Genomic DNA, 26589 nt, shown 5'->3' with positions numbered 1-26589 from the left:
TGGCCGTGCTGGATTAGACTTGTTAGAAAAAAGGGTTCTCTATAGACTTTAATTATTATTTTAATAAAACAATAAAAATCTCCAACAGGGATGATAGGAAGGCATTCACCAAATATACGTAAGAGCCACTTTTTGCTTGCAAAAAACAGTTTTTACTCTATCTCCATTTTTTAGTTTTGATGGAATAGGTGTTTTTTTAGAAAATACATAATCTCTGACTTTCTGTCCAAGCCAAGAACCAGCTTTATAGGTTATCCCGCCTAACACAACTGCACCTGTTGCTAATAATGCTACTTCTCCAATCCCTGGAATAAAGTAAACACCTACAACTACAGCAGTTTTTCCATCCGGGTCAACAAACATCACAGGATTACTATTTGCATAAACATACCTATTTTGTGAAATTGGATTATCTAGATCTCCCGGATATGGATCAACAGATAAAAAGTTTCCATTGTTAGGATTGTAGTATCTGGCTAGTAAATAGTATAATCCCGTCTCCTCATCATATCGATAACCTGCATAACGATATGGATTTTCAGAAGCCAATGGGCCAGTTTGATGTAGGATATTCCCCCATGCATCATATTCATACTCTGCCACTACATTTCCATTATTGTCTGTTAACGCGACGACATCCCCATGACCGTTTAAATGATAATAATACGTTTGACCATTTTTGGTCATCTTAACAGGATGACCTTCATCATCCCATGTATATTCTGCAATGATATGGTCATTTTCATCCGTTTCGTAAATCACTTTATCTTGGTGGTAGTGGAAGTAGACCGTTCCATTGGCTGTTGTCATGCTTGTACGTTTTCCACTATCATCATACGTAAATTTCGCAATCCATTGTCCAGATGCATCTCGAACTTCGACTAATTGGTTAAACGCATCGTAAATATACGTTCGCTCACCATCATTCGTTAAATTTCCATTATCATCGTACTGGTACGCTTGTCCATTTACTTCGGTTAATTGATTCGCTGCATTGTATGAATAGGACGTTGTTGTACTGTTTCCATCTTTGGTGACGATTTTTTTCGTGCGGTTTCCAACTGAATCATATTCATAGTTAATGACTGTACCATCCAACAATGTTTCACGAACTAATTGATTCAGCTCATCATATTGATACGAAACGGTACCATGGTTTGTAACAATGGTTTCTATATTATTATTTTGGTCATAGTGGTACGTATATGAATTGAGTTCAGTGCCATTTGCCAGTTTGTTAGTGAGAGTTTTTAAACGATTAGCCTGATCAAACGTTTTGTTTGTAGTTGTTCCGTTTCCACGAGTGATCGACTCAATAGCTCCTAATGAATTATAACCAAACGTAGCGAGTAGTTGACCATTTCGTGTCAACGTTTCAAGCTGATTGAGTTCATTCGGTGTAAATCCTAATGAAAGTGTTGAACTCCCAACCGTCACATTGATGGAAGATAAAAAGTCATTACCTGCATATCCGTAGTTAATGGTATGATTTCCATCGACAACTTGCTTCAGCAAGCCGTTATCATAATAGTCATATGTCTTAGAACGTCCTTGTGAATCAGTGGCCGTTTTTATATTTCCATTTTGATCATAAGTATAGCTCCATTGCTTAATACCATTTACATACACATCTGTTAACTGATTGAGTTTGTCATATGCATATGTGATCACATCTCCCGAAGGTGATACTACTTTTGTGCGATTTCCATTAAGATCATAATCTATCAATGTGGATTTTCCTAGTTGGTCTGTATATTGCGTTAATAAATTCTTGCCGTTATACTCATATCGGGAAATATGACCTTTGGCATCGATAATGGCCGTTTTGTTTCCAGAACCATCATATTCGTAACTCGTTTCATTTAATTTAGCATCAATCACTTTCGTTAGCTGATTATGTTGATCATACTCATATTTTGTTTCGTATCCTTTTCCATCCTTATAACTAATGACATTTCCTACTTCATCGGTAATCGTTGTCACTGTATTGCCAGCTGGATCGGTTACTGTTTTCACATAGTTGCCGTTGTCATCATAACTATACGATTCAACCGTCCCATTTGGATATGTTTTTGTTTTCAAATTTCCATATGCATCATAAGTAAACGTGGTTTTTTGGCCCTTCGGATCTTCCTCCCGTATTTTCAGTATACGTTGTCCGCCATATGGCAAGTCGTGAAAGAGCAGTTGGGATTGACCGAGGGGACGAACCGGGCTCCGTTTCTCCCGACAAAGGACGGCATCATCTTTTATGTCCGGCGGTTCTGCCGAAACCTATCAAACCTTCACAGCTTTTTTGCGAGGCGGTGGAGGATCATAGGCCCTATCGTGAAAAAAGAAAAGGAACGGGCTTCCTGGTGGATCCGGACGTTGGAGAAACACGGTCTCTATTCGGTCATCAGAGACATGTGGGAGGACGGATTCCGACACCCTTTTGCGAATCAAATGGGATCCTGATTTTACATACATATCCTAAATTGGAAATAGTTGAGGTTCCCACAAACCTTTCCTATCGACGGAGAAAAAGCGATCCGGTACGATAAGGGCAGACGGACCGGAACGGTCCTGATTCCAAGTGAGACAAGGAGGAGATTCGAATGGATGAGTCGATGAGACACGACATTGCCCTGTTTCGGTACGGGCTAATCGCTCCGTTGGTGAATGGGCAGGTGGAACCGAAGACGTATCTGAAAGAGGTGAGCGAGCGAGTGCACCATGTTCCCCACCAGGGCGACAAACGAATCGCAGCCAAGACGATCCTCGATTGGTGCACCCGATACAAAAAAGGGGGCTTTGACGCCTTAAAGCCGAAGCGCCGTTCGGACCGCGGCCACTCAAGGCGTCTGTCGCCCGATGATGAGGATCATATTTTAGCCCTAAGAAAAGAACATCCCACCATGCCCGTGACGGTGTTCTACGAACACCTGATCGAGCAGGGGGAAATCCCAAAAAACCATATCTCTTACTTTACTATATACCGATTGTTGAAAAAACACAACCTTGTCGGGAAAGAAATCTTGCCCATGCCGGAGCGAAAGCGCTTTGCGTATGACCAGATCAATGAGCTTTGGCAAGGGGACTTATCCCATGGACCAACGATTCGAGTCAATGGGAAAGCCCAGAAAAAAGGGGTTTTGAAAAATTTAATTTTTCGACAAATATTCTGTCGGAATTTAGAAAAAACTATGAATTTTTTACGTATTTTTTTCCGATTTTCATTCCCACTTTCTGATAATTTGATATAATAAACATATAGATAAAGGAGGTTGCTGGTATGGTAAACTACAAAAATATTGTCATTGCTGTTGATGGTTCGAAAGAAGCAGAATATGCCTTTAAAAAAGCGATTGATATTGCTAAACAAAGTGGCGAAGATGCGAAATTGCACCTGGTGAATGTAATTGACACTCGTTCTTTCGCAGCAATCGAGGCATATGACCGTTCAATCGCAGAAAAAGCCCAAGCATTCTCTGAAGAATTGCTTGAAGGATATAAAAAACAAGCCGAAGAAGCTGGCGTTAAAAATGTAAACGTAATCATAGAATATGGTTCTCCAAAAACAATCATTACTAAGGAATTATCCAAACTTGTTGATGCCGATTTAATCGTCTGCGGTGCGACAGGTCTGAATGCAGTGGAACGCTTCCTCATCGGTTCCGTATCTGAAGCGATTGTCCGTTCTGCAAAATGCGACGTGCTTGTTGTCCGCACTCCTATTAAAGAATAATTTATCCGGTTTCAAAGGCTGCCTGGATGGTGTTCTAGGCAGCCTTTATTTTTTTGCCAGCCCGGTTTCATCCTTGGAGAAATGTCAGGGTTTTGACGAATTCCGCCGCCATTTCCGATAGATTAATTTATCAAAGTATGCTAAAACTATTATTGTCCATGTCTGATTCTTTAATTTTTCTTTTTTCTATTTTTCTCATTAAAAATAATATTTTTTGCAACAACTTTTGGAATTTATCACATTAGAAAGAATGATCCAATTTGAATCGAATCGCTTACTTTGACAATGCGAGAGCCTTATTGATCTTTTTTGTAGTATTTGGCCATATGATCAGCGAATACATCGAACAGGAAGAATGGATCGCTGATTTTTATTTGGCTATTTATACTTTTCATATGCCGGCCTTTATTTTGATTTCCGGCTATTTTGCCAAGAAAGTTTATGAACCGGGGTATTTCAAAAAACTAGTAAGCAAACTCTTTATACCTTATGTCGTTTTTCAAGTTTTTTATACTTTGTATTATGATCTGGTTTTTGGCGACGACATCAGCTATAGTCTGTTCATCCCGAGATGGGGGCTTTGGTTTCTTCTAAGCTTGATTTTTTGGAATGTTCTATTGTACTTTGTCGGCAAACTGAAATATGCCCTTCCCCTTGCCGTCGCCTTTTCGCTTTTCATCGGCTATGACGCGGAAGTGGATGAGTTTTTAACTTTATCCCGCACTTTTTACTTTTTTCCGTTTTTCCTTGCGGGCTATTATTTAAAAGAACAGCATTTTAACCGGCTCAAATCCCGAAAGCATATAGTCGCCGGCATCATCCTTGCCGTCGCCGGCTTTGCGCTGATTGCCTTGTATATGCCCCTTGATTACCGATTCTGGCTATTGGGAAAAAGGCCTTATGAAGAAATTACGGATGATATCGAATACTCGGCTCTGATGAGATTGAGTGCGTATGCCATTCAGTTTATGGCCACTTATCTCTTTTTCACCCTGGTGCCAAAAAAACATGGCTTTCTTACATCCATCGGACAATCGACACTGGTCATCTATTTGCTGCACATGGCCATAGTCCGGATTTTTCAGGAACATTCCATCAAAAATTATATCATCGAAACAAACCAATACTGGATTTTGTTAATAATGAGCTTCCTCATCGTCTATTTGCTGTCGCGAAAACCGGTCATTCAAATCTTTAACTTGCTGATTTTAAAAAATGCCAAAAAATCTTAATTTCCAATATAAAAAGGGTGCACCATTTAAAATGGCGCATCCTTTTTGATTGTCGGCGAAGCCTAGATGCTTCAAGACCATTTTGGCATATAAAATCCTGCGGCTACTTCTGCTCTTTCCACATTTTGATTTTTTCAAAGAACAAGGACATCGCATGTCTGTTGGACATATTTGGAACTTTTGCAAGCAGCACTTCTTTCGGAGGACGCATTTTTTCGCTTTTCTTCTGCAAAATAAAAACGCTTTTTTCATGTTGTTTCGATTTGAACATGTTCTCCGGCAGCTGCATCACTGCCAATATCCATGCGTGCTTTTTCAAAAATGCATGCAGCGCCTCTGCCTGATCCGACTCGAACAGGGTGGCAGGAATCAAAAATATTAGGTAACCGCCCTCTTTTGTATATTTTAACGACTGCTCAATGTATAAATGGTGGGCATAACTCATCCCGTCTTTCGCATGCAGTTCATAGCCTTTTGCCACTTCCTCGTTAGGGTAATACCCGACCGGCAAATCACAAACGACAAGATCGACCGGTTCGACAAAAAGCGGCCTCAAGGCATCCTGATGGTATAAATCAATCGGCTGTTCAATCAGCTCAGCCGTTTCCCGCGCCAACTGGATCAGCAAATCATCGATTTCAATACCCGTTGCCGACACTTTGCCGTCCAATTGATTCATAATGGTAAACAGTAAATTCCCTGTCCCCATGGCCGGGTCCAGAATGGATATCATGCCCTTTTCCAATTTATCTTCCAAAAGCTGTTCAACAAGATACGCAATGAACAGCCCCAACGAATCCGGCGTCATTTGATGGTGCGGCTGCGAAGACAGGCGCATGCCTTTTAATATCGCAAGCTGTATGGCTTTCCGCATTTCTTCTTTTGTGGCCGATCCGACCGGCAAGGAATCCTTTCCATCCAAAATTCCGGAAAGCGTCGCCAATACCCCGTCCAAATATGTTGAATCCGATTGTTCATGTTTCTCCGCGCTTTTATCAATAAAATTAAAGATTTGTTCGATTTTTTCCATGTTGTTCTTCCTTTCAACACTCGCCATTGGGTTACGATATGCAAAATTACGGAAAAATGGCTGTAGACAAAGCCGATACGGACTTTGTCTACAGGTAAAACACAATATAATAATAACCGAAAAATGCGATAAAAGATATGTCGCGGCCACATCTTTTATAAGAGTTCTTTTACCGCCGCGATTGCCGCTTCATAATTTGGATGGTTAGTCACTTCAGGAACATATTCCACATAACGCACAACGCCTTCACGGTCAACAACAAACACCGCACGTGCCAAAAGACGCAATTCTTCAATGACAACACCATAAGCTTTTCCGAAAGATAAATCCTTATGGTCTGACACTGTCACTACCCGATCAATGCCGGCCGCTCCGCACCAACGTTTTTGTGCAAATGGCAAGTCCACGGATACCGTGTAGACAATGACATCATCACCCAATTTTGCGGCTTCTTCATTAAATCGGCGGGTTTCCGCGTCGCACACTCCTGTATCAAGGGAAGGTACAGTTGCAAATAAACGGATTTTTCCCTCTGAATCTTTTAATGTAACCGGAGTTAAATCATTGGCGAGCACAGTAAAATCCGGAGCCTGATCTCCAACCTTCACTTCATTTCCAAGCAAAGTAACGGGTTTATTCTTAAATGTTACTTGAGCCACTAGAACATTCCTCCTTATTTTCTACTTATTTCATATTACTAAACAACATTTTGCCAATGCAAATAACTTACTCAAAAACAAAAAACCATCCAGCACCGAATGGGTACTGAATGGTTAAACTTCAGGCTGTTTGCTCATTTGAAGAATTTGTCTCAATGATTTTTTCTTTAATCACTTTCTTTTCATTTTTTACATATACATTTTCCTGCACCACAATCGTATCGGCAAAATAGTCTTGCAATCCCTGGTTTTTCGGTGTGAAAGCCACGGCGAGATAAGATATCCAAACGGTATTATTGATGAAACGCGACACCAATTCCCGAAATAAAACCGTTGTCCACGAAAGTTTTTCTTCTTTCAGCGATTTTACTTTAATGCCGAAAATCATTTTGCCGATCGTTTGCTGCCAGTATTTTGTCATGATGACAAAATACGCATAATAAATAATGCCTGAAATGATGGTAAATGGCGAGTACCATAGAGAACCGCCCACATCCCAGCCAAACAAGTAGAAGATTGGCTTCACCAAAATGCCGACAACCGCACTCACAACCAGTCCATCAATGATAAATGCCCAAAAACGGATCCAGAACCCTGCGGTTTTTTCTTCATATTCTTCCACGATTTCCGTTTCTCTCACGATTTTAGGTTCCGGTGTCCCTTCTTTCTGTTCTTCGGTTGAAGATTCATTGCGGCTTTGCGTTTGCGGATTTTCTTCTAATAAACCGGTTTCTGTCACATTTTGCGCGTTGGATTCGCTTTTTTCCGGTTCTTTATGCCCTTCCTCCGCTTGCTTGGATTGTTCCGTATATGTTAGCTCTTTTCTTGTTCCATCATTTTGCTCCTGGATGTTCATGGCGTTTTCGGCCGATTGTTCATGAATCGGCGCGTTTCCGTCCGTCTCATGGGCAGAATTTTTCCGGTCATTGTCTGAATGATAACCTGTCATATTTCAGCCCCCCTTAATTTTGGCCATATAAATACATCAATCGTGGTGCATCATATGAATTCATTAATTTGATCAACAGGCGTTCTTCCATTGAAGGGCCAAAGATGGTGCCTAATTTCATTGCGAATAACGAGCTTAAAGTTCCAAAACTTGACTCATATTCGAACAATGTCGCATCTTCCAGGCCATGGTCTTTTCTTAATGCCTGAATTGTTTCCTCCAGAGTTCCGATTTCATCAACCAACCCGGCTCTCAGTGCCTGATTGCCGCTTAAGATTCGCCCGTCCGCCACTCGTTTCACTTCGGATTCAGACATGCCTCTTCCCTGCTTCACCACATCTACAAACGCTTCATACGATTCATTGATCATTTCTTGCATCATCGCTTTTTCTTCATCCGTCGAAGGACGTGTGCCGTTGAACATGTCTTTATGCGGTCCGGATTTGATGGTTTCAAACTCGATTCCTAAATTTTTCGCAAGTTCATAGTAATTATAACTTTGTATAATGACGCCGATTGAGCCTGTCACTGTATCACGATGGGCAAAAATTTTGTCGGCGGGCGCAGAAATGTAATATCCGCCGGATGTCGCCATCGATTGCATGGAAACATAAATCGGTATCTTTTTCTCTTCTTTGATCTTCATTAATTTTTGATAAATCTCATCAGATTCCATGACCCCTCCTCCTGGAGAGTTGACAGATAATACTACGCCTTTTACTGTATCATCTTCCAAAATTTGGTCCAATGTTGCCAAAAATCTTTGATGGTCATATTCAAGGGCTGCCCAAGGGGAACTTGAACCGACATCTTGAATCACCCCGTCCACACTAAGCAAAGCGATCCGCTCATCAAACGACCCCGGTTCGACAATCGCCTCGGTCAGCTCCGGTTTACTGAAAGATTCAAATTGACTAAAAAAATCGCTTGTAAAAATGGTTGTCACTATGTTTACCCCGATTGAAACCACCATTAAAAAAACCGCTATACTCAGCGCTATCCATCTTTTTGTATTCATCTTCCAACCTCCTCCATTTTTTCTATACGTTTTTCAAAGCCAATTGTTTCAAAAATTTAAAAAAATTTTCTTTACTAGTATAAGATTACATGAAAAAAAGACATTCAGAAAGGTTTATTTCTTTCCGAATGTCTTCATTATTTTATTCTTTCATTTCATTCTGTATGAATGCATTACTTCATTGCATGCTTTTGCCATTCTTTTTGGCGAAGTTCCACCCGGCGGATTTTTCCGGAAGTCGTTTTTGGCAGCTCATCAATAAATTCAATCGCCCTAGGGTATTTATATGGAGCCGTAATCTTTTTCACATGTTCCTGCAATTCCTGCACAAGAGTAGGGCTGTCTTTTAAAGACGGATCTTTCAATACGACGAAAGCCTTTACAATGCTTCCGCGAATTTCATCCGGACTTGCCACTACCGCACATTCTTTGACGGCAGGATGTTTCACAAGGGCATCTTCCACTTCAAAAGGCCCAATCGTATAGCCGGACGAAATGATGATGTCGTCTCCGCGGCCCTGGAACCAGAAATACCCTTCTTCATCTTTGTACGCACGGTCGCCGGTTAAATACCAGTCCCCCCGGAATTGCTGCTGTGTGCGCTCAGGGTCATTCAAGTAACCTTTGAACAATGCCGGTGTGGAAATATGCACGGCAATATCGCCGACTTCTCCCGGCTTTGCAGGTTCTCCGTCTTCATTAATCACCTCTACGATATTTCCTGGCGTCGGTTTGCCCATGGAACCCGGTTTTGGTTTCATGCCGATCATTGTTCCGACAAGCAATGTATTTTCAGTTTGTCCATATCCGTCGCGCACCTGGATGTCAAACACATCCAAGAATTTGTTGATAACTTCGCTGTTTAACGGCTCTCCGGCGGAAACGGCGCTTCTCAAATTGGATAAATCAAATGATTCCAAGCCGTCCACTTTCGCCATCAAGCGGTATTCTGTCGGCGTGCAGCATAAAACATTGATTTTATAATCCTGCAGCAATTGCAAGTACGTTTTTGGTTCGAAACGTCCTGTATGCACAAATGCCGTTGCTCCGCTGCCCAAAATCGCCAGGAACGGGCTCCAAATCCATTTTTGCCACCCCGGTGCAGCTGTTGCCCATGCCAGATCCCCTTCTTTGACACCGAGCCAATGTTCAGCTGCTGTGCGCAAATGTGCATAACCCCAACTATGGGTATGGATTACACCTTTCGGATTACCTGTTGTTCCGCTTGTATAGGATAAGAAGGCAATGTCAGAGCTCTTTGTTCGCTCTCCATCGAATTCCTCCGGCAGACTTTCAAGTTCTTTTTCAATTTGAATCCAAGGCTCTTGCGCTTCCCCGTAAACAAACAATTTTAATCCATCCAGAGATTTCACTTCATCAAATTGGGAAATTTCATTTGAAAACGCAACAATCCCTTTTGCCCCTGAATGCTGGATTCGGTAGTCAATGTCCTTCGCCCGCAACATTTCGGAGCTTGGAATAATCGTCAGTCCTGCTTTTAATGCGCCAATATATGTAGCATAAGCTTTAGCAGAACGCGGAACCATCACTAAAATGACATCGCCTTTTTCCAATCCATAATTTCTGAACAGATTTGCGACTTTGTTTGCTCTCTTAAGCAATTCGACAAAAGTGATCTTTTCTGTGGAACCGTTTTCGTGATGCAGCAATAAAGCGACTTTGTTTTCGTCGGTTGCCCATTTTTCGAATTCTTCGACAATATTATAAATTTCTGGTGCAAGTAAATCTTCCCGCTTCAAGCAAATTCCCCCTCAAATATTATTCTAATTATAATTATATATAAAAAAAATAGCAAAATATTCTTTTTAATAGAAAAAATTTTGTTCAAAATACATTTTTTTATAAGAAACAAAAAAATAATTCAGAGATAAAAAAAGCCGGCAGCATGCTGCTGCCAGCTTTATTTCCATTATTGTTGAGTTCCGCGTAATTGAGACTCTGCCATTTGCACAAGACGTTTAGTAATTTCTCCTCCGACTGACCCGTTTGCACGAGCAGAAGCTTCAGGTCCGAGTTGAACACCAAACTCTTGTGCAATTTCATATTTCATTTGATCTAATGCTGCGTTTGCACCAGGAACCAATAATTTGTTTCTGCCGCCTGTGTTGTTTGTAGCCATCTCTCTCACCTCCTTGTGCATTTAGAATGTGCCGCAATCAAAAAATAATACATAGAGGTGAGAGGTAAATTGTGCTTCTATTACCTGCCGGTTGGTAGAGTGAAATTATAATAGATGTTTAAATTTATCGGCTGTTTGTTGTTTCTCAGGGAAAGTATAAATTTCTCTATTTTTCACGGCGCGCTCAATATATTCATCAAAATCCGTCTGCGATTCGAAATGGACCACCCGTTCAATTTTTGGCTTTGTTTTCGGATTGGCCGGTGTGAAAATCGTGCAGCAATCTTCGTATGGTTTGATGGAAATTTCGTATGTCCCGATTTGTTGTGCAATTTTAATAATTTCCAGCTTATCAAAAGAAATGAGCGGACGAAGAATCGGCGTATTTGTCACCGCATTGATTGCCGTCAAGCTTTCCAGCGTCTGGCTTGCTACTTGCCCCAAACTTTCACCGGTAACAAGCGCAAGAGCGCCAATTTCTTCACGCACTTTATCCGCGATTTTCATCATGATCCGGCGCGTTGTGGTCATTAACATTTCCGGCGGTACTGTATCTTTGATTAACACTTGCAATTCTGTAAATGGAATCACATGCAAACGGATAGTGGAGCCGAATTTCGTTAATTCATTTGCCAAATCTTTTACCTTTTGCAGTGACTGTTCGCTTGTATATGGCGGACTATAAAAATGAATCGCGTCAATCCTTACGCCCCGTTTCATCATCAAATATCCCGCCACAGGGCTGTCGATTCCGCCTGAAAGCAATAGGAGCGTTTTTCCGTTTGAACCTACAGGCATTCCTCCTGCCCCATAAATCACTTCCGACATTAAATAAGCGGCTTCTTTGCGGATTTCCACCCGAAGCTCCACATCAGGGTTTTTGACATCGACCGATAAATTCGGATTATTTTTTAGCAAATATCCTCCGACCGCTTTTTGTATATCGTAAGTTTGGTAAGGGAATGATTTATCTGAACGGTGCACTTCCACTTTAAAAGTGATTTGTTGATCTTTATAACGATCCATAATTTTTTGGGCAAGCTGCTGGATGCTTCCCATGTCTTTCTCGCAAATGGCGACAGGGCTGAAAGACTGGATTCCAAATACGCGCGGCAGTTTTTCCATTAATACTTCAAATTGTTCTTCATTGTTTAATTCAATATGCATCCGGTCCCTTTCCGCCCGGATTGTCAAAGAACCAAGATCAGAAAAAATATACTTGATGTTGCGTTTCAATTGCTGGATAAAATCTTTCCGGTTTCGTCCTTTTGTCGTCAATTCACCATACCGTATCAATATTTCTTTCCAAAGCATTCTCATTATACTCCTTTTAATTCATTCATAACTTCTTTAAAAATCGCTTTAAATTGTTCGATTTCTTCGTCAGTATTTTTTGCGCCAAAACTGATGCGGATGACACCTTCTTTAAAGTGTGGATCCACTTTTAATGCTTCAACGACATGGCTTGTTTTCTTCTGTCTTGAAGAACATGCACTGGATGTGGATACAATGGCACCGCGTTTCTGCAGCGCATTGATGACGACTTCCCCTTTGATGTCCCGTACACTAAAGGACAAGATATGCGGTGCCCCTTCTTTCGAAGATAGTATATAAATATGGTTGCCAAAAGCCGTTAAAAAATCAATGAGATCATCTCGCCATTTTTTGAATTTTGCTTGATTTTCCTGTAAATGTTCCACTGCAATCCGGCACGCTTTCGCAAGGGCGACCGCTTGCGGCACGGCGACAGTGCCGCTTCTTAAGCCGAATTCTTGTCCTCCGCCGACAATGAACGGTTCAATATTCAATTTTCTTCTGAAAGCGATGACGCCCGTACCTTTCAAGCCATGGATTTTATGCCCCGAAATCGTAATAATGTCCGGTCCGGCCTCTCCCTTAAATTGGACTTCCAATTTGCCGAAACTTTGCACTGCGTCCACGTGGAAAACGGCGCGGGAATGCTGGTGGATCAATTTTGCCGCTTCTTCAATCGGTTGGATTGCTCCCATTTCATTATTTACATGCATGATGGTAACCAGAACCGTATCTTTGCGAAGTTTCTCCCGCAGTTCATCTAGGGAGATTACTCCATTTTTGTTTACCGATAAATAATCGACTTCATATCCTTCTTTTGCTAATGCCTTATATGCTTCAAGCACCGATGCATGTTCAATTTCCGTTGTAATGATGTGTTTTCCGATATGTTTATTTGCTTTTGCGACACCAAAAATCGCAAAATTGTTTGATTCGGTACCCCCTGATGTAAATAAAACGTGTTCCTTGTTCGTTTTTAGAATGCCGGCGATTTGTCCTCTTGCCGCATCCAACAGTTCGTTGACTTCCACTCCAAATGAATGGATGGAAGCGGGATTAGCGTAATAATTTTTATTCACTTCGATGAAAGTTTGCAACACTTCTTCATGGGGTTGAGTTGTTGCGCTGTTGTCAAAATAGATCATCATTACCAACCTTCTAACTCATAAGATTTTTCAAAAGAAAAGGTTGTACAGAAAGTGGATACTTTCCGGACAACCATCCATTTTAATGCTTATCATGAAAAAACAAAAGTGATATTGCTGTGAACGGATATGACTTTCCGTTATCATTATACCCGAAATTATGCTTCGTGCATAAATTATTGTTTCGCTTTTTCGAACATTTCTTCCTGCACCAATTCTTCTAAGCGTTTAATGGCACCCGGTTCCGCCATTTCCACCGCTTCCGCCGCCAGTTCCAAAGCTTTTACATAACGGAATTTGTGGAAGGATTCCTCCGCCTGGAGCAATAATTCGTGAACCTGCGGATTTGAACGGTAGCGGTTGCCGTATTGAATAATCCGCTCAGTCAACATAACATTTTCTATCATTTCTTTTGCGTGTTTTTGCACATCTTGGATGCACTTTTCGGCCTGATCCAAATTGCTGTTGACTTGTTTCATATTCAACGGAACTTCTTGGAGGCTTTGCATTACCAAAAATAATTGCTCTTCCGCTTCTTCCAAGCGCGCGTCCATTTCCTCCGGAATGCCTGGGATGTTCGCTTTATGTAACATTCGGTCCGTATCTTGCAGCATTTTCTTCAACGATTGAAGTTTTGCTCGGGCTTTATTTTCATCGATTCGCAAATTCTTTAACCGATTTGAGAACTCTTCCTGCTCTTCTTGTATGCGTTCAATTTCGCTGCTGATTTCCATCAATTCTTCCTGCAGGCTCGAATATGCGGATTTTTCGCCTTGCACACGGGAAAGCAACAATTCAAAACGTTTTTGTATTACTTCAAGCTGCTTCAGGCCAATCTTTGGAATTTCCGCTTCTTCTTTCGGCAAGCGGTAGCTGCTTTGGACATATTCGGCTTCGGTGCTTACTTCCCGTGCCGTTTTTAACACTTCATTCAAAGTTTTGTATGTACGGTCACAATTTTTGTCTACGTAGTTTTTCGCATACACTTCCTTTTCGAGCAAATCATAGAAATTGTCAATTTCATCGTTGATTTCTTCAATTCTGGATGCGACATAACCGACGTTCAATTTCGCCAGTTCTTCTTCCAATTTCTTCAGCTCTTCCTCAATCTGTTCAAGATTTTCGGTCAATTCCAGATGTTTGAGGTAATAAGATTGCTCCTCCATTTCCCGCTGCCCTGTGCGGAGCTCATGGATGGATGCGGGAATTTTTGTCTGAATTTCCGCCAGCAATCCGGGGATTTCATTGATCAACTCGTTCAATTTTTTGGACTTTTCATTGAGATAAAGTACAATTTCCCGGGCATTCAAATAATTTCCTTCTTCTGTGAGCTTTTCATATTCTTCAAATTTCCGCGGAAATTCTTCAAGTAATTTTTCAAGATTCGCCAATGCCGGACCGAACGAATATTGGTGCGCCAAAAGGGTCTTTCGCGCAGAACGGTATTGCTCCTTTAACTGTTCCATTTCAATGCGGTTCTTTTCTTCGCTGCCGATTAATTCATCCAATTCGTCCAAGATTTCATTCTTTATTTTGTCGCATTTATTCAAATATTCTTCAATTTCTTTTTCGATCACGGACGCTTTTTTAAATTTAAAGCGGTCAATGAATTCTTCCGCATCAAATAACATGGAATCGATTTTGATGATATCCACGTCCACTACTTCCGTCCATTTATTGCGCCATCGTTCAAACAATTCTTCCGTCTGGCCGTTCATATTCAAATTCTTTACTTTTGTCAATTCCTCAAAAATGGGATAATGTTGAATTTGTAATTTCTTTTTTTCAAGCCGTTCTATTTCACGGGTATGTTTTTTTCTAAAAATAAGCCCGACAATAAACAACACTAGTAATATGGCGATGACAAAGATGATTGATTTCATCGTAAGCCTCCTATTCCACCCTCACGCAAATTGGCTATATGTTATATAATATACCATGTTTTTGAACTTTTGTTTTAAAAAATAATGCGGAAATAAGGAAAGTTAATACATTTCTTTCTTTAAAGGAGTTGAAATCATGAAAAGAGACGGCCACATCCACACACCCTTTTGCCCCCACGGTACGGCAGATCCGCTGGAACAATATATAGAAAAAGCCATCCAGCATCGGTTTACTGATATTACATTCACCGAACATGCCCCTCTGCCCGGCAACTTTACCGACCCGACTCCGGAGAAGGACAGCGGAATGAAACCGGAATTGTTGTCAACTTATATAGAAACGTTGGAACAATTAAAACGAAAATATAAAAATGATATTAACATTCATATCGGGCTGGAAGTGGATTTTATCGCCGGTTTCGAAGAGGAAACCAAGAATTTCCTGGACCAAATCGGACCTCGTCTTGACGACGCCATTTTGTCCGTCCATTTTTTAAAATGGAACGATGAATATGTTTGCATTGACTATTCAGAAACAGAATTCATGAAATTTGCAGAAAAAGTTGGAAATGTTGAAGCGGTTTACGACTTGTATTATGATACAGTTATCCAATCCATCGAAGCGGATCTGGGGCAATTCAAACCGCGGCGAATCGGCCATCCGACGCTCGTCCATAAATTCCAGCATGCCCATAACATCCTGGTTGAAGATGAACATCGCATAAAAGAAGTATTAAACAAAATGAAGGAGTTCGGCTTCGAATTGGATGTCAACAGCGCCGGTTTAAGCAAGAAATATTGCCGGGAACCGTATCCGCCTTTTCCGATGATTGAATACGCAAAATCCATTCGTTTGCCGCTCGTATTCGGTTCAGACGCCCATTCCGTCAAAGACTTGCACCAGCATTATGAAAAAATTTTCCCGTAAATCGGAGGTGAGCATGTGTTTAAGAAAATAGAATACAAAGGTTCTCTCGAAGAACAATATGATACGCTTGCGAAACAGCTTGCCGCTCTGCTGGAAGGGGAAACGGACATCATTGCCAATTTAAGCAATGCCAGCGCGCTGCTGAACCAATTTTTAACGGATGTCAATTGGGTAGGATTTTATTTATTGAAAGATGGGGAACTCGTCCTTGGACCTTTTCAGGGATTGCCGGCCTGTGTGAGGATTCCTGTTGGCCGGGGCGTTTGCGGGACAGCTGTGGAAAAAGGAGAAACAATCGTCGTGAAAGACGTGCACCAATTCCCCGGCCATATCGCATGTGACGCTCGCAGCAACTCGGAAATTGTCATTCCTCTTGTAAAAGATGGCGAAATGATCGGCGTGCTTGATATCGACAGCCCATTAATAGATCGCTTTAAAGAAGAGGACAGGCTGGGACTGGAAAAATTCGTACAAACATTGATCCAATATTTATAAAAAACTGCCCGTTTCGCAGCGATTGCGAAACGGGATTTTTTCGGTTTTGCATCTTGCCGCTTGGAATCAAGCGATGTGAAAGGGAGCGGTTTTCAATGTGTGAAACCAAATGGCGATGCTCCAAGTTTTTGCCGAATAATCGTCTAATTGAAAATCAATAAAACAGCGATATTTCAAGTTTTTTCTCTTGACTGCACTATGAAAACCATATACAATGTTCTTCGTGTAAAATAAAAGCAGCAGTTGTATAAACTTGTGTCCGTATTTTATTCCTCTAATAATCCTCGGATTATTGGACGGTGTATGAGTAACCCTGATGGCTGCCGGGGCGAAAATACATGAAAATAAAATACGCATAAGTTCGGATACAACTGGTTTTTGTTTTACAACAAAAAAACCAAAAGGAGGAGACGGAATGTCTCGTTATACAGGACCAACATGGAAAATTTCCCGCCGCCTTGGCATTTCACTGAGCGGCACTGGTAAGGAGTTGGCAAGACGCCCTTACCCACCAGGTCAACACGGACCAACTCAACGCAAAAAATTGACTGAATATGGTTTACAGCTTCAAGAAAAACAAAAACTTCGCCATATGTACGGCTTAAACGAACGCCAATTCAAAAACCTATTCGTAAAAGCGGGTAAAATGAAAGGGGTTCATGGTGAAAACTTCATGATTCTTCTTGAATCCCGTTTGGACAACCTTGTTTACCGCTTAGGTTTTGCCCGTACACGCCGTGCAGCCCGTCAATTGGTAAACCATGGTCACATCACGGTTGATGGACAACGTGTTGATATTCCTTCTTATACAGTAAAACCTGGTCAAGTTATCGCTTTGCGCGAAAAATCCAAAAACTTGCAAGTTGTAAACGAAGCGCTTGAAGCAAACAACTTCGTACCAGAATACCTATCTCTTGACGCAGAGAAAAAAGAAGGTACTTACGTTCGTTATCCTGAACGTTCTGAATTGCCTGCTGAAATCAACGAATCTCTTATCGTTGAGTTCTACTCTCGATAATCCAGTCCAAAACCCCTGGAACTTCAGGTTTCAGGGGTTTTATTTTTGCTTTGGAATAAAAAAACAAAACAGGAGGGGCCCGATCGCTTTTCTCAGCCCCTCCCTTTTTATTTTTAAATATATTTCACCATGTGGTATTTCTTTTTGCCCCGGCGGATGATGGTAAATTCATCGTCCAGGCGGTCCTTTCCGCCGACAATGTAGTCCAAATCCGTCACTTTATCGCCATTGATGGAAATTGCGCCATTTTTTACGTCTTCCCTCGCCTGGCGTTTGGATGGACAGATTTTTGCTTCCACTAGCAAATCGACAATGTTTTTGTCCTCCTTCGCCATTTCCGCGGTTGGGACGTCTTTGAAGGCATCGCGCATTTCGCTTGCGGACAAAGATTTCAAATCTCCGGAGAATAATGCTTCCGTAATGCGTTTTGCCGTTTCAAGCGCTTCATCTCCGTGAATGAGTCTTGTCATTTCTTCGGCCAACGCCTTTTGCGCTTTCCGCAAATGCGGCTCTTTTTCGACTGATTCGGCAAGTTCCTCGATTTCTTCTTTGCTCAGGAACGTAAAGATTTTTAGATATTTCACGACATCGGCGTCAGCGGTATTAATCCAGAATTGGTAAAACTCGTATGGACTTGTTTTCTCAGGATCCAGCCAAACAGCGCCGCCGGCTGTTTTGCCGAATTTTGTTCCGTCCGCTTTTGTAATGAGAGGCATTGTGATGCCATAGGCCTTTGCTTCATCATCATGGGTTTTCCGGATGATTTCAAGGCCTGTTGTTATATTTCCCCACTGGTCGGATCCGCCGATTTGCAGACGGACATTGTAATGGTCATATAAATGGTTAAAATCGATGCCCTGCAATAATGTGTAGGAGAATTCCGTAAATGAAATGCCCGTTTCGAGGCGGGAAGCAATCGTATCCTTTGCCAACATGTAATTCACATTAATCAGCTTTCCGTAATCCCTTAAGAAATCAATCACATTCATTTTGCTGATCCAGTCATAGTTGTTTACCAAAATTGCTCCGTTTTCTTTATCATCTCCGAAATCGAAGATGCGTTCCATTTGTTTTTTAAGGCCGGCCACATTCTTTTCAATCTGTTCTTTCGACAACAAATTGCGTTCAGTTGATCTGCCTGAAGGGTCTCCGATCATCCCTGTGGCACCGCCTACAAGCAGCACCGGTCTATGGCCAGCCTGCTGGAAACGGCGCATCGTAATCAGCGGTACAATATGGCCGATATGCATGGAATCCGCGGTCGGATCAACCCCCACATACAATGAGATTTTTTCTTCATTTAAAAGTTTTTCCAGTCCCTCTTCATCTGTTTGCTGGTATATTAATCCCCGCCATTTTAAATCTTCCAATAATGCATTTGACATCTTTGATTCCCTCCAGTTCATAAATTTGTGAATTTATGGTTGATTCACTTAGGTTAAGATTAAGTTAAAATTTAACAATAAAAAAACTGCATGCCTTGTTGCATGCAGGGACGCTCAGCACGTGGTACCACCCGGCTTGGAGAAAACTCTCCCACTCATTGGTCCTTAACGCGGAAAACGCTCAAGCTCCAAGACCGTAATTCGTGGTTTCATTATGACTGGCTTGCACCAACCGCCAGCTCTCTCATACAGGGAATGAAAACACTACTTCAGCCTCTTCAACGCTTGAAAAAAGATATTGTTAAAATTTTCACGAAAAACTACATGAATTATTCTACCCGTTAAATTTTCTTTGTCAACAACTATACTCCGATTATATAGAATTGTGCTATAATAAACAAGATTTTAGGAGGGAATGGCGTGAGAGAGAAACTTCAAGATTTTATAAGGAAACTCATGCATATTAATGAGAAAATCGAAAACATGGTCAGTTCCTATAATTCCAGCAAGCTCCGGATCGCATTGAGCGTCATATGGAATCTCGGGCTTGTGTTTTTCATCATTTTTCTTATCGGCTTTGTTTTTGTTTTTTCAATAGGGGTCGGTTATTTTGCCTCATTAGTGGACGAAGAGCCCCTTTACACCAAGGAAGAAATGCGAAAACAGATCTTCAATTACGAAGAGACGAGCGAAATGTATTTCGCCGGGAATGTTTATATCGGCAAAGTCCGAACCGATCTGGAAAGGAAAAAGACGACCCTTGATCAAGTATCACCGTTATTGATTCAAGCGGTGCTCGCGACGGAGGATGAATTCTTTTACGAGCATGAAGGAATTGTTCCGAAAGCGGTTTTCCGGGGATTGCTTCAAGATTTTACAAATGCTTCGACCCAGACCGGCGGTTCCACTTTGACCCAGCAGCTGATAAAAAATCAGATATTGACAAACGAGGTTTCATATGAACGGAAAGCCAAAGAATTGCTTCTTGCTTTGCGTCTTGAGCATTTTATGTCAAAAGATGAAATCTTGGAAGCTTATTTAAACATCATCCCGTACGGACGGAACGCTTCGGGGCGGAACATTGCCGGAGTGGAAACAGCCGCACAGGGCATTTTCGGAAAAAGCGCAAGCGAATTGAATTTGCCGCAGGCCGCCTATATTGCAGGAATTCCCCAGGCACCGTTCTCTTATACACCTTATACCCAGAAAGGGCAACTAAAAAATATGGAAGGACTGCAGCCGGGTATCGAACGGATGAAGGTCGTTCTATACCGGATGAAAGAAGCGGGATATATTACGGAAGAACAATATCAAGAAGCGATCAACTATGACATCACAAAAGATTTCAAAGACCCCGTAATCGAAACGATTCGTTATCCATATCTGACTTTTGAAATCGAGCGCCGGGCAAAAGAAATTATGGCCCGCATCCTGGCGGAAAAAGACGGCATCGATCCAAAACGGTTTGACGAAGAAGAAAATCTTTATAAAAAATATTTAATTTTGGCCGAGCGCGATATCCGCTCAGGCGGTTACCGTATTCATACGACCATTGACAAAGGTTTGTATGATGCAATGAACAAAGCGGCTAAGGAATTCAAATATTATGGCCATACCTTCACAAAAACGGTGATCGATCCGGAAACAACCCAGGAAGTGGAAGTTCCCGATCCGGTGCAGGTGGGCAGCATTTTAATCGAAAATAAAACCGGAAGAATTTTGGGGTTTGTCGGTGGCCGGGACTTTAAGATTATCCAGGTGAACCATGCAACCCAGGCAACCCGTTCAAATGGTTCCACAATGAAACCCCTGCTTGTATATGGTCCTGCCATTGAATATGGGGTCATTGGCGCGGGCAGTCCGGTCGTTGATGTGAAATTCCGGTATAAAGGATGGGCACCAACAAACTACAATCCGAATGAGGAGCGGGGAATCATTCCGGCACGGGAAGCGTTGGCCTACTCGCAAAACTTGACTGCGATTCGCCTGTATGATCAAATTGTCGACAAAAGACCGGCGGAACTTTTGGTCAAAATGGGCTTTTCCAAATTGACGGAAGCGGACTTTGTCAATCCCGCCGCCGCAATCGGCGCAATCACAAACGGTGTAACAGTGGAAGAAAATACGAACGCTTATGCCACTTTTGCCAACGGCGGAAAATTTATCGACGCATATATGATCGAAAAAATCGAAGATGCTGAAGGGAATATTATTTACCAACATTCTTCTGAACCGGTACAAGTATTTTCTCCTGAAGCTTCCTACATCATCACGGATATGATGAGGGATGTATTTCAATATGGAACGGCTACGAAAGCCCGGAATACTTTAAAATTCTCATCCGATTTTGCGGGAAAAACAGGAACATCCCAAAATTATAAAGATGTTTGGCTTGTCGGCTACAATCCGAACGTCACTTTAGGGGTTTGGCTGGGATATGATAAAAATAGAACTTTATATCAATTCAACGGAACATATTTCCAGCCAAGCGTACGAATCAATCTGTTATGGGCGACATTGATGAATGCCGCTTATGATGTGAAGCCCGAATTAATCGCTGCAAAAGAAAGATTCCAAAAACCAAAAAATGTCGTATATGCATCCTTCTGCGGCATTTCCGGAATGGCTCCTTCGAAAGCATGCAGCAACGCCGGGTTGGTGCGCAGCGACTTATTCATCCGAAAATTTGTGCCTAGAAAAGTGGATGACAGCTTCGTTTCCTCTGAAACAAGAACTGTCAAAATCAACGGCGAAACTTATCTGGCATTGGATTCGACACCTGAGGAATTTACTTATCCGTCCAACGGTATTTCACTAAAAAAAGAATTTATTACCAAAATTCTTGGACGATTTGGAGGAAATCCCGATAAACTTTTGGGAGAATCGATTTTAAAAGTTGTGGACATCAAACAATTTAATCCGGATCAATCCGCTCCAAAGCCGGTAAGCGTGACGCTAAAAGGAAATACATTATCATGGTCTTCCTCCCCATCCCGGGACGTTGTGGGATATCGCGTTTATGACCTATCCAATGGGGGCAAGAAACTCATCGCTTCCGTCAAAAGCGGAGAACGTTTGAGCATTCCTGTCGGAAAAGGCCAATACGGTGTCGCCGCGGTGGATATTACCGGTCTGGAATCAGAAATTGCCAAGACACAACCTATACAGGAACCTTCACCAAAAGACGAAAAAATCGATCAAAAACCTCCGAAGGAAAATGGAAAGGATAAAAATCCACCGGCAACAGACCCTTCAGATGGACAAAACCAGGAAGATCCGGATCCAAACAATCAGGAACCTCCTGACCAAAATGCCCAGGAGCCTTCCGAAGAAAACGACCAGCCATAAAAAAACAGCGGCACAAACTTTGAGAGTTTGTGCCGCTGTTTTTATTTCCGCGATAATACTTTTTTCAGGATGGCAACCGCATCATCAATTTCTTCATATTTCACCGTAAGAGGAGGGAGCAGCCGCAACACTTTTGTGCCGGCTGGGCATACTAAAAGGCCGGCTTCTTCCAATTTTCCAATATATTCTCCCACTTCATTTTCGCTTTCCAAGCCAAGCAGCAAACCTTTCCCTTTAACTTTAAATTCTCCGTCAGGGAAAGCCTCTTTCAACTTGTCGATGAAATATTCGGATTTCTTTTTCACTTCATTTAAAAATTCCGGTTGGAAGACAATGTCAATGACCTTTTGGGCAACCGCAACGCCCAATGGATTTCCTCCGAAAGTGGTGCCGTGGCTTCCGGGACCAAAGGTATCATACAATTCTTTTGTTCCTAAAATCGCAGCAATTGGGAAACCTCCGCCGAGCCCTTTCGCCAAAGAAATAATGTCCGGTTTTAATGGAGTTTGTTCGAAAGCAAAGCGGCTTCCCGTTCTTCCGATTCCTGTCTGAACTTCATCAACAATTAACAATATATCGCTTTGGGAACAGATTTCTTGAATTGCCTCCGCAAATTCGTCGGTTACCGGATTGACGCCGCCTTCTCCCTGTATCACTTCGAGCATAATGGCGGCAACGGAATCATCGACGGCATTTCTTAATGCATCCACATCATTGAATGGCAAATACGTGAATTTTTCCAACATAGGCCCAAAGCCTTTTTGGATTTTTTCCTGCCCTGTGGCGCTCATGGAGCCAAATGTGCGTCCATGGAAAGATTGTTTAAAAGTGATGATATGATGTTTTCCGGTATGCTTGCGGGCAAGTTTGATGGCGGCTTCATTCGCCTCCGCTCCGCTATTGCAGAAAAAAGCGTAAGAAAAATGAGTATCTTTGACTAAAGATTCGGCAAGTTTTTCTTGCCATGGAGCCTGGAACAAATTGCTCGTATGCCAAATCTTTTCGCTTTGCTCCCGGAGGGCTTTTACAAGCTCCGGATGGGCATGCCCCAGTGATAATACGGCAATTCCGCTTGTAAAATCCAAATATTCTTTTCCGTTTTGGTCTTTTACAATCGTTCCTTTCCCTTCAACAAGAGCAATCGGTCTTCTTGCATAAGTATTAAACAATGCACTCATTTTACTAACTCCTTGCTTGTTATTGTTGTCCCTGTCAACGTATCATCAACAATTTCCACTTTCGGGATGCCGGCATTTAGCACCCGGATCGCCCCTTCGACTTTTGGAATCATTCCTCCGGTAATTTTCCCCTCTTCAATCCATTGACGGATTTGTTCAGGAGTCACCTCTTTCTGGTATTCGCCGCCGATGCGGATTCCTGATACATCCGTCACTAACAGCAAACGTTCCGCACCAACAGCCAGGGCGATTTCACTGGCTACCGTATCACCGTTGATATTTAATCCTTGCCCGGTTTCGGTAGCGCCGATGCAGCTGATAACCGGCACAACATTGTTTGCCGTCAGGATATCGATAATCGCGGTATCGATCTTTTTGATTTCGCCCACATATCCATAAGTTTCGAAGTCCAAAAATTCACATTCAAGGAGATTCATGTCGAATCCGTTTAAACCGATGGCCTGAATCCCTGCCTGGTTCAAATCATGGACAAGTTTTGGATTCACTTGGCCAATCAGCGTCGACTGGACGATTTCCATCGCTTCTTCGTTCGTTACACGGATCCCGTTGATTTTATGGGAAGGGACATCCCTTTTTTCCAATTCCCGATTAATTGCAGGCCCCCCGCCATGGGTGATGATAATTTCGTAGCCATCCTCCTGAAGGGTTTTAAAATTGGAAAAGAACGCTTCATTCAAGCCTTCTAAAGTGCTTCCGCCCAATTTGATGACGATTCGCTTACGAGCGGTAACTTGCGTTGATTTGCACGTAGTCATACGTTAAATCGCACCCCCATGCAATCCCATGGCCGTCGCCTAAACCTAGCGAAACATAAATTTTAATTTCATTGGCTTTTAAAATTTTAATGAGTTCGTCTTCATCAAACGGAATCGGTTCGCCATTTTCCACCATTTTCTTATCGCCGATTTTAATGATGATTTTTTCCGGATCAACAGTGGCACCACTATAGCCGACAGCGCAAATGATGCGTCCCCAGTTGGCATCGCAGCCGAAAACCGCCGTCTTCACAAGCGGGGAACCGACAACGGTTTTGGCGATTTTGCGGGCTTCTTCATCGGAAACGGCCCCGTCGACCTCCACTTCAATGAGCTTCGTTGCGCCTTCCCCGTCCCGTGCGATCGCTTTCGATAAGTCTTCCGCAACCATTTTTAATGTTTTATAAAAATTGTTCCAATCCGGATGCTCCGGTGTCAACGGATTATTTCCGGCAAGACCATTGGCCAATACCAAAACCATATCATTAGTGGATGTATCACCATCAACCGTAATACAGTTGAATGTCACATCCGTAATTTCCGATAGCGCTTTTTGCAGCACATCAGATTCGATATTGGCATCTGTTGTAATAAACGCAAGCATTGTTGCCATGTTCGGCTCAATCATTCCGGAACCTTTCGCAGTTCCGGAAATGATGACTTCTTTTCCATCAATTTGAGTGGAATATGTTGTATTTTTCATCACCGTATCCGTAGTTAAAATCGCCTGCGCAAAATCGATCCCATTTTCCAATGAGTTTCCGAGTTCAATCTTTTTTACCCCTTCGCGGATGCAATCCATTTTCATCAATTCGCCAATGACACCGGTTGAAGAAACACCGACCAGCTTCGGATCAATGCCCAATTTTTCCGCGGCCAATTGCTGCATTTCATAAGCATCCAGCAATCCCTGCTTTCCGGTACACGCATTGGCATTCCCGGAATTGACAATTACCGCCTGCATTTTTTTCGTTTCATAAACCACTTCTTTGGTTACTTTAATCGGCGCAGCCTGTACTTTATTGGTTGTAAACACCCCTGCAACACTTGCAGGCACCTCACTGTATAAAATCGCCAAATCTTTTTTCTTATGCTTGATACCGCAGTGAATCCCCGCTGCTTTAAATCCTTTAGGGGATACAATATTTTTGCTAGATAGTTTCATTTCTCTAATTGACGACATTTAAATTCCTCCATTTCTTACATAGCCAGCTGGTTAAATAAACAATGGTACGACATCCAAACCGGTCGTTTGCGGCAATCCAAATTGTACATTCATATTTTGAATCGCTTGTCCTGCAGCACCCTTTACTAAATTATCAATTACACTTACTATTGTAGCCCGGTTTGTCCGTTCATCAATTTTTGCGAACACATCACAATAGTTGGAACCTTTAACCCGGCTCGTCCCGATTGTATTGGCGTCCGTAATGACACGGACGAAAGGATGCCGTTTATATGTTTCCATCAAACATTCCGTCAAATCTTCCGTTGTTACCCCGTCTTTCACAGGCGCGTAGGAAGTCGCCAAAATCCCCCGTGTCATCGGCACTAAATGGGTGTTAAAAGTAATGGCTGTTTTTACTCCTGTAAACATTTCAATGGCTTGTTCGATTTCAGGAATATGTTGATGTTCATTTATTTTATAAATCGAGAAATTTTCATTTGTTTCACTGAAATGAGTTGTTCTCGAAGGTTTGTTCCCGGCTCCGGAAACGCCGCTTTTCGCATCAATGACCAAAAAGGATGGATCGATTAACCCTTCCTTGATGAATGGAAGAATGGATAAAAGTGCAGCTGTCGGATAGCAGCCAGGATTGGCGATTAGGACAGCTTCTTTTATATTCTTTTCATTCCATTCTGTCAGGCCATATACGCTTTGATCCACAATTTCTTGTGGAGCAGGATCTTTTTTATACCATTTCTCGTAATCTTGCAGATTTTTCAATCGATAGTCTCCGGACAAATCGATCAATTTTGGCCCTTTTCCCACGAGCGGAGGCAGCAATTTGCTTGTAACGCCGCTTGGTGTGCTCGTAAAAACAACATCATAATTTTCCAACGTCTCATAATCTATTTTTTGAAGGGGCACATCTTGAATATTTAATAGATGCCCATATTTCGATGAAAAAATGACCCCTTCTTCGGAAGACGTAAATAAATCCATCTTTTCCACTTCAGGATGATTGTGCAAAAAACGGATTAATTCCAAACCACCATAACCGGTAGCTCCAATAATAGCAACTTTCAACGCACTCACCTCTTCAGTCAGATAATGTTAGTATAAACTTGTATAATTATAAAGTCAAATGTATGTTTATATATTAAAAAACTTTCTTAATTAAATAAAAACCGAAGGATATT

General features: G+C 42.0%; 21 protein-coding genes, 2 pseudogenes and 1 other annotated feature. Of the genes and pseudogenes, 8 read left to right on the top strand and 15 right to left on the bottom strand.

The genetic code is table 11. The annotated features are described in order from the left end of the window. Positions 1-105: 105 nt before the first annotated feature. Positions 106-2082, bottom strand: a complete 1977-nt coding sequence (locus tag FKZ59_RS11265) for an RHS repeat-associated core domain-containing protein (RefSeq protein ID WP_141602856.1) — start codon at positions 2080-2082, stop codon at positions 106-108. Positions 2083-2133: 51 nt separating this feature from the next. Here FKZ59_RS11265 and FKZ59_RS15175 point away from each other — a divergent pair. The 4 genes and pseudogenes from FKZ59_RS15175 to FKZ59_RS11245 form a co-directional block, all read left to right on the top strand. Then, positions 2134-2457 (top strand): annotated as a pseudogene (locus FKZ59_RS15175) (DUF6431 domain-containing protein); the annotation flags it as partial. Positions 2458-2597: 140 nt separating this feature from the next. Beyond that, positions 2598-3125 (top strand): annotated as a pseudogene (locus tag FKZ59_RS11255) (IS481-like element ISBst1 family transposase); the annotation flags it as partial. A 149-nt stretch (positions 3126-3274) separates the two neighbouring features. Next, positions 3275-3727, top strand: coding sequence for a universal stress protein (locus FKZ59_RS11250; protein ID WP_141602854.1), 453 nt, complete (start codon positions 3275-3277; stop codon positions 3725-3727). A gap of 260 nt (positions 3728-3987) precedes the next feature. Further along, positions 3988-4959: an acyltransferase family protein gene (locus tag FKZ59_RS11245; RefSeq protein ID WP_141602853.1), complete on the top strand. Its 972-nt coding sequence runs from the start codon at positions 3988-3990 to the stop codon at positions 4957-4959. A 103-nt stretch (positions 4960-5062) separates the two neighbouring features. Here the strand turns inward: FKZ59_RS11245 and FKZ59_RS11240 are convergent, their stop codons facing one another. From FKZ59_RS11240 to ezrA, 9 genes are all read right to left on the bottom strand, one after another. Continuing rightward, a complete protein-coding gene (locus FKZ59_RS11240; RefSeq protein WP_141602852.1) occupies positions 5063-5989 on the bottom strand; it encodes a class I SAM-dependent methyltransferase in 927 nt (308 codons plus the stop codon). 155 nt (positions 5990-6144) lie between these two features. Further along, positions 6145-6648, bottom strand: a complete 504-nt coding sequence (gene tpx / locus FKZ59_RS11235) for a thiol peroxidase (protein ID WP_141602851.1) — start codon at positions 6646-6648, stop codon at positions 6145-6147. A gap of 121 nt (positions 6649-6769) precedes the next feature. Further along, entirely contained in the window at positions 6770-7597 is an 828-nt protein-coding gene (locus FKZ59_RS11230; protein WP_246045879.1) for an RDD family protein, read from the bottom strand. A 13-nt stretch (positions 7598-7610) separates the two neighbouring features. After that, on the bottom strand, positions 7611-8615 hold the full coding sequence (sppA, locus tag FKZ59_RS11225; RefSeq protein WP_141602850.1) for a signal peptide peptidase SppA: 1005 nt from the start codon (positions 8613-8615) through the stop codon (positions 7611-7613). 173 nt (positions 8616-8788) lie between these two features. Further along, on the bottom strand, positions 8789-10375 hold the full coding sequence (gene mbcS, locus FKZ59_RS11220; protein WP_141602849.1) for an acyl-CoA synthetase MbcS: 1587 nt from the start codon (positions 10373-10375) through the stop codon (positions 8789-8791). Positions 10376-10545: 170 nt separating this feature from the next. Continuing rightward, complete coding sequence (locus tag FKZ59_RS11215; protein ID WP_141602848.1) at positions 10546-10755, bottom strand: alpha/beta-type small acid-soluble spore protein; 210 nt, start codon at positions 10753-10755, stop codon at positions 10546-10548. A gap of 105 nt (positions 10756-10860) precedes the next feature. Continuing rightward, positions 10861-12069 carry a tRNA uracil 4-sulfurtransferase ThiI gene (gene thiI / locus FKZ59_RS11210; RefSeq protein WP_141602847.1) on the bottom strand — a complete coding sequence of 403 codons (1209 nt, stop codon included), beginning with the start codon at positions 12067-12069 and terminating at the stop codon, positions 10861-10863. A gap of 5 nt (positions 12070-12074) precedes the next feature. Next, complete coding sequence (locus FKZ59_RS11205; RefSeq protein WP_141602859.1) at positions 12075-13214, bottom strand: cysteine desulfurase family protein; 1140 nt, start codon at positions 13212-13214, stop codon at positions 12075-12077. 176 nt (positions 13215-13390) lie between these two features. Next, complete coding sequence (gene ezrA / locus FKZ59_RS11200) at positions 13391-15097, bottom strand: septation ring formation regulator EzrA (protein ID WP_141602846.1); 1707 nt, start codon at positions 15095-15097, stop codon at positions 13391-13393. A 136-nt stretch (positions 15098-15233) separates the two neighbouring features. Between ezrA and hisJ the strand changes: the two genes are divergently transcribed. From hisJ to rpsD, 3 genes are all read left to right on the top strand, one after another. Further along, positions 15234-16025 carry a histidinol-phosphatase HisJ gene (gene hisJ, locus FKZ59_RS11195; protein ID WP_141602845.1) on the top strand — a complete coding sequence of 264 codons (792 nt, stop codon included), beginning with the start codon at positions 15234-15236 and terminating at the stop codon, positions 16023-16025. 15 nt (positions 16026-16040) lie between these two features. After that, a complete protein-coding gene (locus tag FKZ59_RS11190; protein WP_141602844.1) occupies positions 16041-16520 on the top strand; it encodes a GAF domain-containing protein in 480 nt (159 codons plus the stop codon). Between the two features lie 415 nt (positions 16521-16935). Continuing rightward, positions 16936-17538 (top strand): 30S ribosomal protein S4, encoded by a 603-nt coding sequence (gene rpsD / locus FKZ59_RS11185; RefSeq protein ID WP_141602843.1) that lies wholly within the window; start codon positions 16936-16938, stop codon positions 17536-17538. Positions 17539-17651: 113 nt separating this feature from the next. Here the strand turns inward: rpsD and tyrS are convergent, their stop codons facing one another. Then, entirely contained in the window at positions 17652-18923 is a 1272-nt protein-coding gene (gene tyrS / locus FKZ59_RS11180) for a tyrosine--tRNA ligase (protein ID WP_141602842.1), read from the bottom strand. A 103-nt stretch (positions 18924-19026) separates the two neighbouring features. Beyond that, positions 19027-19214 (bottom strand) — a binding site (T-box leader). 165 nt (positions 19215-19379) lie between these two features. Here tyrS and FKZ59_RS11175 point away from each other — a divergent pair. Beyond that, positions 19380-22271: a transglycosylase domain-containing protein gene (locus FKZ59_RS11175; protein ID WP_141602858.1), complete on the top strand. Its 2892-nt coding sequence runs from the start codon at positions 19380-19382 to the stop codon at positions 22269-22271. Positions 22272-22312: 41 nt separating this feature from the next. Here the strand turns inward: FKZ59_RS11175 and FKZ59_RS11170 are convergent, their stop codons facing one another. From FKZ59_RS11170 to argC, 4 genes are read right to left on the bottom strand one after another with little or no spacing between them, the layout of a single operon-like run. Continuing rightward, complete coding sequence (locus tag FKZ59_RS11170) at positions 22313-23449, bottom strand: acetylornithine transaminase (protein WP_141602841.1); 1137 nt, start codon at positions 23447-23449, stop codon at positions 22313-22315. Continuing rightward, a complete protein-coding gene (gene argB, locus FKZ59_RS11165) occupies positions 23446-24225 on the bottom strand; it encodes an acetylglutamate kinase (RefSeq protein WP_141602840.1) in 780 nt (259 codons plus the stop codon). The genes FKZ59_RS11170 and argB overlap by 4 nt, the downstream gene beginning before the upstream one ends. Continuing rightward, entirely contained in the window at positions 24188-25408 is a 1221-nt protein-coding gene (gene argJ / locus FKZ59_RS11160) for a bifunctional ornithine acetyltransferase/N-acetylglutamate synthase (RefSeq protein WP_141602839.1), read from the bottom strand. The genes argB and argJ overlap by 38 nt, the downstream gene beginning before the upstream one ends. Positions 25409-25441: 33 nt before the next feature. Further along, on the bottom strand, positions 25442-26476 hold the full coding sequence (gene argC / locus FKZ59_RS11155; protein ID WP_181733276.1) for an N-acetyl-gamma-glutamyl-phosphate reductase: 1035 nt from the start codon (positions 26474-26476) through the stop codon (positions 25442-25444). Between the last annotated feature and the right edge of the window lie 113 nt (positions 26477-26589).

This window comes from Ureibacillus terrenus (assembly GCF_006569205.1).
Lineage (GTDB): Bacteria > Bacillota > Bacilli > Bacillales_A > Planococcaceae > Ureibacillus > Ureibacillus terrenus.
The sequence above is the reverse complement of the archived record's forward strand: the minus strand, read 5'-3'. Positions and strand labels throughout refer to the sequence as shown.

Coding starts and splice junctions, on each gene's coding strand:
- rpsD (WP_141602843.1), top strand. CDS start 16,936: ATGTCTCGTTATACAGGACCAACATGGAAAATTTCCCGCCGCCTTGGC.
- tyrS (WP_141602842.1), bottom strand. CDS start 18,923: ATGTCAAATGCATTATTGGAAGATTTAAAATGGCGGGGATTAATATAC.
- FKZ59_RS11170 (WP_141602841.1), bottom strand. CDS start 23,449: ATGAGTGCATTGTTTAATACTTATGCAAGAAGACCGATTGCTCTTGTT.
- FKZ59_RS11215 (WP_141602848.1), bottom strand. CDS start 10,755: ATGGCTACAAACAACACAGGCGGCAGAAACAAATTATTGGTTCCTGGT.
- sppA (WP_141602850.1), bottom strand. CDS start 8,615: ATGAATACAAAAAGATGGATAGCGCTGAGTATAGCGGTTTTTTTAATG.
- hisJ (WP_141602845.1), top strand. CDS start 15,234: ATGAAAAGAGACGGCCACATCCACACACCCTTTTGCCCCCACGGTACG.
- FKZ59_RS11240 (WP_141602852.1), bottom strand. CDS start 5,989: ATGGAAAAAATCGAACAAATCTTTAATTTTATTGATAAAAGCGCGGAG.
- FKZ59_RS11230 (WP_246045879.1), bottom strand. CDS start 7,597: ATGACAGGTTATCATTCAGACAATGACCGGAAAAATTCTGCCCATGAG.
- argJ (WP_141602839.1), bottom strand. CDS start 25,408: ATGTCGTCAATTAGAGAAATGAAACTATCTAGCAAAAATATTGTATCC.
- FKZ59_RS11250 (WP_141602854.1), top strand. CDS start 3,275: ATGGTAAACTACAAAAATATTGTCATTGCTGTTGATGGTTCGAAAGAA.
- argB (WP_141602840.1), bottom strand. CDS start 24,225: ATGACTACGTGCAAATCAACGCAAGTTACCGCTCGTAAGCGAATCGTC.
- thiI (WP_141602847.1), bottom strand. CDS start 12,069: ATGCTTTGGAAAGAAATATTGATACGGTATGGTGAATTGACGACAAAA.
- ezrA (WP_141602846.1), bottom strand. CDS start 15,097: ATGAAATCAATCATCTTTGTCATCGCCATATTACTAGTGTTGTTTATT.
- FKZ59_RS11205 (WP_141602859.1), bottom strand. CDS start 13,214: ATGATCTATTTTGACAACAGCGCAACAACTCAACCCCATGAAGAAGTG.
- FKZ59_RS11175 (WP_141602858.1), top strand. CDS start 19,380: ATGCATATTAATGAGAAAATCGAAAACATGGTCAGTTCCTATAATTCC.